Here is a 12,551-nt window from a genome sequence, read left to right on the forward strand (position 1 = left end):
TTTTAACTCTCCTCATTTAATTTTTCTATTGCCGTCTCAACCTTAATTAAGTGCATTTTTGATAAGTAAAATATATTATCTAAACTAACCTCTCGATTCCAATTTACACTATTCGTGGCTGCAACCTCATCAATCTTTTCTCCTATGAAATGGTTATCAATATGGCCATTAATTAAGTATTTTTCATTGTAAATTTTCTCTACTGAATATTTTTTACTTATTAAATCATTCAACAATGACCCAATCCGAGCAGGCTTTTGATTAATTAGAGTTAAAAGATATCCTTCTCCAAAATCATACCCCACAATATTCTTATCAAATTCAAGAGAATCTACTTGTATTAAGATACTGTAGAATATTTCATTAAAGGCATCTACTGAACAAATTTTCGGAACATCTTCTGGCGTAATTTCGTCCGGCACAATAACTCTGTGAATATTAATTTTCATGAGAAATTCTATGAACTGTGCGTCATCTAGATAGTTCAAATCTTTAATAACACTTTCAGTTTTTCTAAAATGTTCATCAGAAACAGTTATATTATTAATTTCTAGATCATATACAAATTTATCCCAGCATTCTACAAATGATCTTCTAATAATATTTAAAGCTTGATTTTTCTTTTTTTCTATACTAGTAACAATATTAATAATATCTTCAAATAAAATTTTTGGATATTTTCCCTCTATGTGATTAATCCTTATTTCAGTATCTAATAGGTTTAAAAGCTCATAATATATATATTCACAATGGCTTCTATCATTTTTATATATGTGATCTTGCGAGTGTAAGATTTTTTCAATTTCTTTAATACAAAACTCTTTTAAATTGTCATTGTCGTCTTTGCGTAAGGGGCAAAAATCTTTTCCATCAGGGTATTTATATAGTTTTATATTGTTATCGTTAGGTACATACTTCGACCGTTTATAAGTACTTTCAAACTCAACTTTATCCATGTTAAATCCTTTAACTTCATTTATCACATGCAAAAACCTGCTTTCTTCGTCTACTTCTAATTCGTACTCGCCTGATTGTTCATTGTATTTCATTATTTGAAATCCTTTTTGGATTAACTTTCTTTTTCCATTTTCAATCTCATATTTTTGCTTTGACAATACATCAATATAATCATTAGGATATTCTGCATTCTTATATGCTTTAACTTGATGTCTGGATATTACTACATTGCCTAGTTTTAAATCAATATCTTCTGCTGATTCATATTCCATCGTTATTCTATTAAAATCTTTATCATTTAAAAGACAGTCATTTATTTTTTGAAGTGATAAAAACATACCCACTTTTCCTTGATGTAAATATCCACTCCAACTCGCTGTTGCATTTCTATTGTCCAAGGTATTCCTCCTTTGATTATTAAATCTTCAGATTCTATGTTTATGTTAATAGGTATCTACTGTTTCATACATACTTTTAATACTGTTTATATAATTAATCTATACTTCTCTATCTAAACATCGTATTAATAGATTGATTCGTTTGTAATATTTAACTTGGTCGCGAGCTTGTCATCCACCAGATTGGAATCAGTGCTAACCAGTAAACGTCTAAATCTGCATTGAACAGCAACCGATAAATTAAAAATAGCAGCAAGTATGCTGGCAAAAGCATGAAAATAGTACTCCTGACAGCTATCTCGATCCAGTTACGATATTTATTCATCCTTATTCTCCCCCAAGTACTGAAGCATTCAGTGTAAACATGCTGATTGTTCTTTTCGTCTATTTCTTAGAGTGTCTTGCTTTCTCCTGTTTCAGTATCCAATTGCTGAACTGTAGATTCTCCCGATTGTTCATTCACAGCATTATATAAAAGGGCACTTTTTATTTTGAACAGTCCTTCAATTGTATCTTCTGACAGTTTTCGAGCAGGTTCTGCGCCTGAGAGGTCAGTTTGATAGATCCCCTTTCCTTCGTGTCCCATTTCCGCCTGATAAGGGCTATAGTAAAGCTGGTTCTCATGAATCGTATAGTATGCCACCCGCTCATCGATAATCAGCTCCGGGTGTGTGCTACTATTCAACTGATTCCGATATAACCGATCATTTTCCCCAACATAGTAATACTCGTCTTCTCGCTTAACAAGCGCTCTTGCTGATGCTTCTAACACTACATCTGTATACTGTCCGTCCAGCGTCATGCGCTCAACAACCGATTGACCTGCTTCGTTCTGATGGCTGACATATAAGAACTCACCATACAGAGCCAGGTCCTGGATTTCTCCATCCATCATTTTCTGCAGCTGACCGCCGTTCAAATCCATTTTGTAGAGAGCGCTATCCTCGTTGAAATTAATAAAATAAATCCAGTTTTCGTATATATGTATATCAGATGAGTAGCTCAAGTTATAAATAATCTCTCGTTCCGACCCGTCGAATCGACTGCGGATCAGTTCCTCTCCTCTGGTGTAATACAGCCATTCTCCCACAATATTCAGTTCATCTATCCCTATACCCTGTGTCTGTTCAGATAGATACGTTTTCTGTTCAAATAACTGATTTGTTCGAACGAGATTCAAACTGTCTTCAACGTAAAATACATGATCTTCATTTTCTACGGCGTATCCGTAGTTATTAGTGTTTTCTACAGTATTCCCCAGTCCATTGTGATCCAGTCCAGAAACAGTGCTCATAGATTCTGCAGCTGCATTATGCTGATACACCTTCCATTCCCAGACCAGATTTCTTCCTTGAAGAACCGGTGCCGCTAAAATGAAAAGGACAAAAGCAATCTTCAATCCCGTCACGATTTTCCCATTTGCAAAACTGTTTTTTCCTTGCAGATTCTTTTTTAAAATATCTACGTAATATTTCTGCCCGATCATTGTGACTTGCTGGTTAGCGTAGATGACTTCAACTTTTCCATTAAATAGTTTATTGAAGGGAAAATCGAATCTAGGTCTGACGATCAGCCGGTGAACGCGGCGCTCAATCACTTTCCATTTGTATTTTGTTATCAGCTGTTCTAGTCCAGAAAAAGATTGCACTTCAACTTTTTTCTGAATCTTTCTATAAATATCAATCGTCCATCTGTAAATCAATAATATGTATAAAAGGTACACAATCCACTGCAGTGCATCAGCTTCCAAAAAACGAATGCCATAATAAAAGTGCATCAATAGTGCAATAGGAATAACTAAAAATACGGTGCTTTTTAATACAATATGTGACCAGTCTTTGAATAGTTTCATTCGAACCTCCTGTTTATCAATTGTCTATTCATCTTTTATTGAAAAATGATTGTGGTATGTTTAATTTATTCTATTTTAACAAAAAAGACTACTCAGTAGAAACCGCTTTTTAATAAATATATGAACATTTCTATTTATAACTTGTTACGAAAAATTTATACAAAACAATAAAAAGTCAATTCAATGTTTCGACAAGTTTTAACTACAAAATGACAATAAAACTTGTCAAATAACTCAAGTTTTGATAAAGTAAGGTTAAGGAGGAATTCATATGGATAAGCAAGAAATTCTAAAAAAAGCCAGAAAAGAACAGGACGAACGAGAAAAGGTTATTAAAACCTATGCATTTCGTATTGGATGGATTGGTGTAGTACTAGTTACACTGTTTATTCTTGTATTAAGGATGCTCAATAAAGAAACTGTCAGCGATATATTGCTGATTCTAATGACTCAACTTGCAGCAGCATCATTTTATCAGTATTCCAATATTCATAATAAAAAACACTTGGTTACCGGAGTCATAAGTTTAGTTGCTGTCGCTCTAAATTTTGCTGCCTTGCTCAGCCAATACGGAGTTTATTAGATGAAGACTAACAATGATTCCCTTATTTTAAAAAATCGTTTGAAAGTGGCTAGAGCTGAAAAAAATCTTAGTCAAGGTGCATTAGCTAAAGAAGTAGGGGTATCGAGACAAACTATCAGTTCAATCGAAACGGGGCAATTTAATCCGACGGCAAAGCTTGCTTTAATTTTATGTATCGCATTAGATAAAACCTTTGAAGAGATATTCTATTTTGACTAACTGCAAATAAAAAAAGCGTATAACAATTACTTTGGGTACAAATCCAAGATAGTTGGAATACGCTATTTTTATTTAACCTTTTGATATGGTTGGCCTTATAAATGATTTCAACAAACTCTATAATTATCAATAAGGATTCATCCATTGCATGTGCATTGGCTTACTTAGTTCCTCCAAAGGTTATCGTCATTTGCCGATTTTCACATGTGTATTTTCGGAAAGATTCCAGCAGCTGTATGGAAAAGCTAAGAAATGCCCACCTTTTTAATAGTGCTTGATTTGTCTGCTTGTTTGCAGCATCAAATAACCCAAAAGCTTCCAGCAGATCCAGCGCGCGCTTCTTTGAATCTTTTCTGGAAAAGCCCATCAATCGACAGATCATGACCAGATTTTCTTTTCCTGTCAAGTCTTCATCTACCGAGGAATACTGTCCTGTCAAAGCAATTCGCGGACGGATTTTTTTCGGTTCTGTCTGCACATCGTATCCGAAGATCGTAGCTGTTCCCCCATCAATCTCAAGCAGTGTCGCCAGCATCCGCACGGTTGTTGTTTTCCCCGCTCCGTTTGGTCCTAAAAACCCATAGACCATGCCTTTTTCGATGTTCAAATCTATTTTCTTTACTGCTTTAAAATCACCAAACTGCTTCGTCAGCCCCCTGACTTCAATAGCATATTCCCTCGATTTTTCCATGAGCATTCTCCCCTTTTACCCCGCAACTTTTCTTCGAATCATCCTTTAACACTTGTTATTCTACCTTATTGACATAACTTGTTATATATATTTACTGTAAAATCTGCTATTTATTTAATTGTTTAGTAGGACAAGTAAAGAGACGTCTTTTCTAGAAAAAAAACGCCTCTTTATTGCTGCCTTATTTTATTATTCGGTATGGCTTATTTCTTTCTCTTCTTATGAACGTAATAGAGAATACCGCCTATCAAACCAATCACGATCAGGAAAGGAATGGCATAGATGATCCAGATCAGAAGGGATTGCAGGAAATAAAAGAATCCGTACATCGATTCCATAAAGGCTTCGCTCACTCTGTCGATAAATGGCAGATGATCACCGCTGGAATCTGATAGGCTTGGACGCTCCATAACATACAGCTGTACCTCAGTATAATCGATCAGACTGTCAAATGTTTCCAGTACAGCCTGTAACGATTCTCGTTCTTGAATCGTCTCGCTCAAGCTGTTTTCCAACTCAATAATGTCTTCAATAGACCCTGCTTCTTCCAGCAGAGCTGTCAGCCGTGCTTCCTTGTTTCTGAGGACTTCGATTCTGGCTTCTGTATCGCGGTACGTTTGCGTGACATCCTGTGTTCCGATTGTCTCACTCTTTTTATAAGCCTTCATGTCTTCCAAGGCATTTAGAAAGTCTGTCAGCGATTCTGTCGGCACTCTCAGTGTGTAGCTGATGCTTTTATATTGTTGCCCGGAAATACCACCCGGTTCATCAGTTGTTTCATTGGAAAATTCTATATATGCGTCAAACTGGTCGGCCAGATCTTCGATTGTGTCGGTTGTCTGCTGAAAATCTAAGGTCTCGTATTCTAAAGATACTGTCTTGATGACTTTTTCACCAATCAATTCCCCACTTTGATTGGTGTTGGAAGCTCCTTCTTTCGGTTCTATCACTGTATTTTCTGAGGGTGAAGACCCAGGTTCTGATGCCATTTCCGAATCGGACATTTCAACACTTGAATCAGCTGATTCTTCTGCCATGTCGCCGTCACCGTTTGATGAACAGGCTGACAGGATCATTATAATTACTAATGCTATCCATACTATTCTTTTTCTCATTTTCTTTCCCCCTAATGATGATCGTTATGCTGTTTTATAATTCCTCAACATGTAAACATATTAAATCTACTGTTAATGTTCCACACTTTTCCCCTTTGTTATTCCGTTCTGCATTAGCGTTGTCTTCTGCGCTTTCCTCTAGTAAACTGTAATAAACAGCAAGCAGGAGGCGACGAAAGATGAATACACAACATATTGAATTACAGAACAGTCACTTGGACTTAGAAGATCCAGCAGTTCAAAAGGCACTATCTTTGTATGACCAGCATGAAGAAGCACCTTATATCTCTCCTAACCGAAACCTGGATGAGTGGCTGGAAGCTGTAGAGATTGGTTCTGAGTCGCTTGTTCCTAAGCGTAACATGGTGCGTTTAGAAGAAGGGATTCTGCCTGGCTATCTGATTTTACTTTGGCGTATCAGTTTCTCGACTTTTACCAACGAAAGTCCTTTTCCAAAATATTTCGAATATACTTACGGTATCAATGCAGAGCAGGCCTTGGATGAATTATTGGAAAAACATTATGTTAAAGAGATGTCTACCTTTGAATCTCTGACCTACCTAAACGCTGCTCAGTTAAAAGATCTGCTGAAGAAAAGAGGCGGATCCGGCTTTTCCAACTTGACCAAAGGCAAGCTGATGCAGCGTGTACGTTCTGCTTACTTGGAAGATGAATTAGAATCACTTTTCTCTGTTCGCGGATACAAGCTGACCTCTCCTGGTCTGGCACTGCTTGGAAAATATCCTGAGATCATCGACAAGCATCCGAAAAAGAAATTTTAATGAGTATTATTGGCGCGATAGTCTTCTTAATGGCTATCGCGTCTATTTCTATATTCATTTTTTCTTTACTGTATACTGTTGATTACTTCTATGAGAGCTGATTCTGAGATCGGCTGGTCGAATTGAAGACGATAGTTGAATCCATCGTTTTGCCATTCAGCCAAGTAAATTTGATTTTCTTCTCCTGACAAGCTGACGGTTACGCCGTTAACTTTTATTGTCTCAGTCACCGCAGCGGAGTTCTCTCCGTCTCCAAATTCATAAAATCTTTCTTCTTTAATAAATGTCAGAGTATTTTCTGCCCCAAAGAATTCGATCATGGCTTGACCCGCTTCTCCGGATGTATACTGACGGCTCTTCACCTCAAATGGTACTGTTTGGATGTTCTCTACCTCAAAACCGACACTTTCTGACAATGCCGCTCTTGAAGCATAAACATCACTCGATGGTGCACTTTCTAGCGCTGAATCCTCGCTGGCTATTTCTGTCTGATCGTTTCGGCTGCTCTGATTGTAGATCAGGACGCTTCCGAAAATGAATAGCCCTATACAACAGACGGCTGTTACCACAGACAGGGTATGTTTCGGCATCCGGAAAGTTTTCTTCTGAGGTTCTGATTGTTCAGATAGGTCAAAGTCATATTTACTGATGGCATACAGGATGCTGTCTTGCATCTCCTCCGTCACTTCAAGATGATCCATCACCTGATTATAGTTATTCTTCAAAATCATAGGCCTCCTTCAATACTGTTTTCAGCTTAATACGGGCACGTCTAAGTAAAGAGCGGACCGTGGCTTCTTTTTTGGAGAGCATATCAGCTGTTTGGGCAGTAGAATAGCCTTCTTGATAATATAAATGAATCACTTCTCGGTATTTGATCGGTAGCGATTTTACGGCTTCCCAGACATAGCTCAAGTCCTCACTCTTTTTTGCAGTCAGTGTCTCATTCAATTCGTCCGTTTTGCGTATATGGTTGTACTTGATTTTATTTTTACTGAGATTGATTGCCACTCTCAAAAGCCAGGCCTTTTCATGTTCAGCGGATTCGAACTGCGGATGCTTTTTCAAATATTGGATCAGTGTATCTTGTAAAATATCTTCCGCATCACTTTTATTATGCAAGTAAGAATAGGCGAGACGGAAAATTGCATTCCCGTATAATGTCATTAACCTGCTTGCCTGTTCCTGATGGGTCTCCTTCTGCTTTGACTGCGCCGATTCAGGGCGGCTAAACGCAAAAGAATAAACGGCTTGAATCATATGACAGATTGTCTGAAAAAAGCGTCCGCTCCTCCTTCCTCTATTACTCATTAAGTCAGCTTGCTGCATCTGTTTTCCTCCTTACCCATTTTAACCATGTAAATCAGACGGCTTAAAAAAGCTGTCTTACCTTATATACAACTCAACAAGTCATAATGTTGCAGAATTAAATAAATTTTTTATTCTTTTTTATTCTTTATGATACATTCTCTAGAAAGCAGAACGTTTATTAGTTCCATTATAGCCATATCTATTCTTCAATAGAAATAGGAATTTGCATGCGAGAATAAACCTGGACAGGTCATAAACGATTGCCAAAAGACCTGATGGAATGATTTGACCCTTTCTCTGATCACAGAACAGGTGCCTAGATCGAGTTTGGAACCACTTCCTGACGAAAATCCACCGGAACTAGTCTCAATATCCCGTTTGAAACCACTTCCTGACGCGAATCCGCCTGAACTAGTCACAATACCGCATTTGGAACCACTTCCTGAAGAAAATCCGCCTGAACTAGTCACAATATCCCGTTTGGAACCACTTCCTGAAGAAAATCCACCGGAATTAGTCACTAAAGCTGGATACTGCTACTGAATAATAATAGATCAGGAATAATCATCTTTTTGAGTGAGTATTGGAAAGGAAAGCATTAAAAACTCCATCAAATCAAGGAAATGATTCCCTGCATTTGACGGAGTTTTATTTTCCGGTTCATTTTATCCGGGGCTCTAGTTTAATCATATTCTGCCAGCTTCTGCTCTTTGTCTCGGATGCAAAAACGCAGCGTGCATCATGACCAGTTGTAAAAAAACTTTTGATCTCAGTTTAAAGGACAGCGAAAAACAAAAGGTGCGCCATCAGGATAATCGATAAAACTGCGAGCGTCTTATATTTATTGATCAAGTAAGCTGTACCTGCATCTCCAACAGGAGACCGTTCGCGTACACAGCAACAAAACAGCACTGGTCTAGGACTCTTTATTGCTAAGAATATTGTTGAACAACATGGCGGAACGATTTCTGCTGAAAGTGATATTGTTCAAACCGTCTTTGAAGTCAGACTGCCTCTAGAGAACAGCCAATCTTGATTTAAGAAAGGTTTAAGGATTACCCTAGTTCAAATTTAAAATTGTTCTTTTATTCTATATACAGTTTGAAATTATCGGCGGCAAGTCCGGAACCACAGAAGAATCTGGACAGAATTGGGCAACTCTCGGCTTAGTAGACGGCCAGGAGTATATCAGCATTGTCATGGGGGTTCCTTTAGAAAACATCAGCGATCCAGATCATGCACAAGTTACAGACACGTTGAGATTATTTTCTTATTTAGCAGCTGAATAGGACATTACAACTCTAACACTTTCTTTAATTTAACCGATCAAAAATAAGAGGTTGGAACAAAACTAGCCGAATAGAACAAAGCCGTTAAATCTAGGATATCTAATCCTTGATTTAACGGATTTTATACTTTTCTGATTTTGCAAAACAATGTTAATCAAAGACTTATGCTCCAACCTCTTTTTAAAATCAAAGCAGTTTAACCACTTCCTATTAAAGAATATCCCTAAAATACTCTATCTCCATTTCTTCTGTATCTTTTTTCAATGAGTGGAAGATCACCAGCAGGTAAATGATGGCAGCGACTTCCAGCAAAGTTCCTGGTATGAACAATACCAGACTGCTGAATACGAGGTTCAGCGTCAGCAACAGCGCAGAGAGTCCTTTTAAAAGGATATAGACTCTGTCTCGGCGGCTGTATTTTTCCACTCCATATGTAAAGTCGCGTGCTTGGAACTCAGTTACGGACACTTCAAGAATCTTATGAAAAGCGACTAACTCCATCACGGAGAATACAGTCGGAATAAACGACACCAGCGGCATTGTTTCATACTGACTGCCTGTAAATAAATTGAATGCAGAATAGATAGCAGTCAAAATTACGAGAGCCAGCAGTGTTCCTTGCGGCAAGTCAAATGATTTTGCTGCCGTCTCCGTTTTCATATCTAGATCTGACAGTCCTGAATAGGCGATCAGAAATCCGACAAATGCCGGAAGCAGCGTGATGGCCCCAATGTGCAGGTGGATATTCGCAAAAAACACACCCCAGAATAGTTTCTTATATGCTTCTGACATTACAATGCTCCTCTCGCTTTTACATATTCCAACAAGTTGAAGAACGTAAACGCTTCTCTGTCCTCTATTTCAAACGTTCGGCTCGTATGCTGCTGTCCCTCCGCATCCGTGAGAGTGAGTTCTGGACGAAGCTTGATTTCGGTAAAGCGGTCCAGAGTATCTCTATTATAATTTTCAACCATTTCACTGCTGCCACTGATCGTTTCCCCAGATTGGAATGTTTTTCCAATCCAGGTTTCTAAGGGCTGGTCGTTTATTTTAAAATTTATCCAGTCAGCATACTTGTCTAAATGCTCAGAATGTATCCCTGTCAGTGTGACCTCACTTTTCACTTCATAAAAATGACTAGTATCTCCTTCAGAGGTGCTGGTGGAACTAAAGAAGTTGAGCGGCTCTGTATCTAATTGATCAGGAGAAACAGTATAGAAGTTCACTTCCCCTATATCGACAGTCATTGAACTGTTATCACTGAAGAAAAGTTTTACTTGGGTCAAGGTTGTCTGGTCGAATTGTTCAGCCCCAAATAGTTCAAGCGGTTGTACATAAACGGTTCGGACAGAATACGGCCCCTTAGTTTCCTCTGGAGTTGGAGTTGAATTCGGACTTATACCAAATGGATACTCTGAAGCCTGAAATGCTAAATCCGGTTCCTCTGGAAACTCCACATGAATGACTGTCTTATCTTCAAACGCATTTGTAAGGTATTTCAACTCAAATTCCCCGCCATGCGAGTCTAAATCTCCATCTGACAAAACGGTCACTTGCTGCTCATAATACTGTTCAAAAAACAGCGGTTCGTCCAATTTTATGTAACTTAAAAATAAAAAACCTATGATTGCGATGGTTGAGATGCTTCCAAGTATACTCAGAAACAGTCGATTATTCACTTTCAAATTTGTTCTCCCCAATTTCTGTTATTCTATTCAACTTGTTCTTTATGTAATGATTCCTATTCTCTTAGGTAAATTTTATAGAAATTACATGCTTTATGCAAAGAGACTTTTGCTTTTCTATAAAAAATACAGCATCCGTCTCAGCGGCTCTCACTGATCCAGATACTGTATAGAATGATTATTTAAAATGAAATAACGCCAATCAAGGATAAGCCGTAAGTAATGCCCATCAAAATCGGAATTGAAATAACGGTTCTAAAAATAAAGACTTTTACAATATCCCAGAAATTCAGTCCGATTTTTGTTTTGATCAAAATCATGCCCGTTTCTGACATGAAGACCAGCTGTGTGAAAGCGAGAACGCCGATAAAGAAGCGAGCTGCTTCAGAAGACACATCCGTAATGAATAGTGCCGGCAGATACATATCTGCAAATCCTGCTAGAGATGCTGGTGCCATCTGGCTGGCTACTTCCGAACTGAAACCGATCCAGTCATAGACATAAAACAGCGGAGCACTAATGATGTCGAAAAACGGCGTGTACTCTGCGATAATCAGTGAAACCGTTCCAACAGCCATAATGATCGGCAAAAAGCTGACGTAAATATTAATGATATTTTTAACGGCTTCTTTTAAAGCTCCACCGACTGTAGAAGACTCTGCTTGTTCGATCGCTGATTCGTAAGCATGTTTGAACTTCGATTTACCCTCCGGGGTCTCTGCCGTTTTCGGTTCTTTCCCCTGATAGTAGGCTGCCGGAAACTTCTTCCATGGCAATCTCGCTGTGATAAATGCCAGTATCAGTGTTACTACTAAAATTGAACCGTAAAAGATTGGAAAAATTGAGCTGAACCCCAGCTCCTGTGCCACTGCAGCCGCAAAAGCGATCCCTACGACCGAAAAACTAGTCGATATCACATAAGCTTCTCTTCTGCTGTAGTACCCTCTCTGATACTGATTATCCGTCACGACGATTCCAATCGTTCCATCTCCTACGAAAGAGGCAATAGCATCAATCGTTGAGAAGCCGGGTACTTTAAAAACTTTTTCCATAACCGGTCCCAGAATCACACCCAGGAATTCAACGATCCCAAAGTGTGTCAGCAAAGGCAGTGCCAGCAGTCCGACCAGAAATGTGATGTATAAGGTCGTCAATAGGCCTTCTTCTCCTGCCATGGTCCCGCCGGTTCCCGGATCTATAATAATACTTCCAACGCCCGTCTGCAGGAACCATTTGTTGATCACCATCAGATATAAGAAAGATCCGACAATCCGCAATATTACATTCAAAGGAGAAGCCTTAAATACTGAATTCACATATTTATTTTTAGAAGTATAAAATAGAAAAATGATTGTTCCCAGCAAAACGATCCAAGCACTGATTTGAGTAAATAAAATAAAGGCATTAAAGATATTCTCCGTAATAAAGTCAATGATATGCGAGATCATAATGCTGCTTTCGCCGCCGATTTCAAACGGAACTAAGAAAAAGACAAGTCCCAATAATGATAAAAAGATAAACTTGAATGAATTTTTGATCACTTATATTTCCTCCAATTTACAACGGTCTAAAGGTTATCATATCTGGATACTGAATACAATTAAACCGCTTCTATATGTATAAATGATTGTACAAATGAATAAATCGTTTCAATTGGATTGGGGCAGCT

At 38.2% G+C, this 12,551-nt stretch carries 14 protein-coding genes and 1 pseudogene; 5 read left to right on the forward strand and 10 right to left on the reverse strand.

Annotated elements, in window-relative coordinates; translation table 11 throughout:
- Positions 1 to 2: 2 nt before the first annotated feature.
- The 3 genes from BKP56_RS01345 to BKP56_RS01350 all read right to left on the reverse strand — a co-directional run bounded on the left by BKP56_RS01345 (position 3) and on the right by BKP56_RS01350 (position 3,207).
- On the reverse strand, positions 3 to 1,355 hold the full coding sequence (locus BKP56_RS01345; protein ID WP_072693390.1) for an ABC-three component system protein: 1,353 nt from the start codon (positions 1,353 to 1,355) through the stop codon (positions 3 to 5).
- Between the two features lie 151 nt (positions 1,356 to 1,506).
- Positions 1,507 to 1,680 (reverse strand): hypothetical protein, encoded by a 174-nt coding sequence (locus BKP56_RS13685; protein ID WP_156849195.1) that lies wholly within the window; start codon positions 1,678 to 1,680, stop codon positions 1,507 to 1,509.
- A gap of 66 nt (positions 1,681 to 1,746) precedes the next feature.
- Positions 1,747 to 3,207, reverse strand: coding sequence for a DUF5050 domain-containing protein (locus BKP56_RS01350; RefSeq protein ID WP_072693391.1), 1,461 nt, complete (start codon positions 3,205 to 3,207; stop codon positions 1,747 to 1,749).
- A 271-nt stretch (positions 3,208 to 3,478) separates the two neighbouring features.
- On the opposite strand from BKP56_RS01350, the gene BKP56_RS01355 reads away from it, so the two are divergent.
- Positions 3,479 to 3,790, forward strand: a complete 312-nt coding sequence (locus BKP56_RS01355; RefSeq protein WP_072693392.1) for a DUF6442 family protein — start codon at positions 3,479 to 3,481, stop codon at positions 3,788 to 3,790.
- Positions 3,791 to 4,009, forward strand: a complete 219-nt coding sequence (locus BKP56_RS01360; RefSeq protein ID WP_072693393.1) for a helix-turn-helix transcriptional regulator — start codon at positions 3,791 to 3,793, stop codon at positions 4,007 to 4,009.
- Between the two features lie 160 nt (positions 4,010 to 4,169).
- On the opposite strand, the gene BKP56_RS01365 is transcribed toward BKP56_RS01360, so the two are convergent.
- Entirely contained in the window at positions 4,170 to 4,700 is a 531-nt protein-coding gene (locus tag BKP56_RS01365) for an ATP-binding cassette domain-containing protein (RefSeq protein ID WP_072693394.1), read from the reverse strand.
- Between the two features lie 203 nt (positions 4,701 to 4,903).
- Positions 4,904 to 5,815 carry a DUF4349 domain-containing protein gene (locus tag BKP56_RS01370; protein ID WP_072693395.1) on the reverse strand — a complete coding sequence of 304 codons (912 nt, stop codon included), beginning with the start codon at positions 5,813 to 5,815 and terminating at the stop codon, positions 4,904 to 4,906.
- A 179-nt stretch (positions 5,816 to 5,994) separates the two neighbouring features.
- Here BKP56_RS01370 and BKP56_RS01375 point away from each other — a divergent pair, with 179 nt between their 5' ends.
- Complete coding sequence (locus tag BKP56_RS01375) at positions 5,995 to 6,597, forward strand: hypothetical protein (protein WP_072693396.1); 603 nt, start codon at positions 5,995 to 5,997, stop codon at positions 6,595 to 6,597.
- A gap of 65 nt (positions 6,598 to 6,662) precedes the next feature.
- On the opposite strand, the gene BKP56_RS01380 is transcribed toward BKP56_RS01375, so the two are convergent.
- Both BKP56_RS01380 and BKP56_RS01385 read right to left on the reverse strand, forming a co-directional pair.
- Complete coding sequence (locus tag BKP56_RS01380; RefSeq protein ID WP_143744913.1) at positions 6,663 to 7,283, reverse strand: hypothetical protein; 621 nt, start codon at positions 7,281 to 7,283, stop codon at positions 6,663 to 6,665.
- Between the two features lie 28 nt (positions 7,284 to 7,311).
- Positions 7,312 to 7,926 carry an RNA polymerase sigma factor gene (locus tag BKP56_RS01385; protein ID WP_232226916.1) on the reverse strand — a complete coding sequence of 205 codons (615 nt, stop codon included), beginning with the start codon at positions 7,924 to 7,926 and terminating at the stop codon, positions 7,312 to 7,314.
- Positions 7,927 to 8,220: 294 nt separating this feature from the next.
- On the opposite strand from BKP56_RS01385, the gene BKP56_RS01390 reads away from it, so the two are divergent.
- Together BKP56_RS01390 and BKP56_RS14195 are read left to right on the forward strand one after the other, a co-directional pair.
- Positions 8,221 to 8,451: a hypothetical protein gene (locus tag BKP56_RS01390; RefSeq protein ID WP_156849196.1), complete on the forward strand. Its 231-nt coding sequence runs from the start codon at positions 8,221 to 8,223 to the stop codon at positions 8,449 to 8,451.
- Positions 8,452 to 8,782: 331 nt separating this feature from the next.
- A pseudogene (locus BKP56_RS14195) lies at positions 8,783 to 8,944 on the forward strand (ATP-binding protein); the annotation flags it as partial.
- A gap of 463 nt (positions 8,945 to 9,407) precedes the next feature.
- On the opposite strand, the gene BKP56_RS01400 reads toward BKP56_RS14195, so the two are convergent.
- The 3 genes from BKP56_RS01400 to BKP56_RS01410 all read right to left on the reverse strand — a co-directional run bounded on the left by BKP56_RS01400 (position 9,408) and on the right by BKP56_RS01410 (position 12,423).
- The gene (locus BKP56_RS01400; RefSeq protein WP_072693399.1) at positions 9,408 to 9,989 is read right to left on the reverse strand and encodes a hypothetical protein; all 582 of its coding nucleotides are present in this window, start codon (positions 9,987 to 9,989) and stop codon (positions 9,408 to 9,410) included.
- On the reverse strand, positions 9,989 to 10,876 hold the full coding sequence (locus tag BKP56_RS01405; protein WP_156849197.1) for a hypothetical protein: 888 nt from the start codon (positions 10,874 to 10,876) through the stop codon (positions 9,989 to 9,991). The genes BKP56_RS01400 and BKP56_RS01405 overlap by 1 nt, the downstream gene beginning before the upstream one ends.
- Positions 10,877 to 11,064: 188 nt before the next feature.
- Positions 11,065 to 12,423 carry a YjiH family protein gene (locus tag BKP56_RS01410; protein WP_232226917.1) on the reverse strand — a complete coding sequence of 453 codons (1,359 nt, stop codon included), beginning with the start codon at positions 12,421 to 12,423 and terminating at the stop codon, positions 11,065 to 11,067.
- Positions 12,424 to 12,551: the final 128 nt, after the last annotated feature.

Source organism: Marinilactibacillus sp. 15R (genome assembly GCF_001895285.1).
Taxonomy (GTDB): Bacteria; Bacillota; Bacilli; order Lactobacillales; family Carnobacteriaceae_A; genus Marinilactibacillus; species Marinilactibacillus piezotolerans.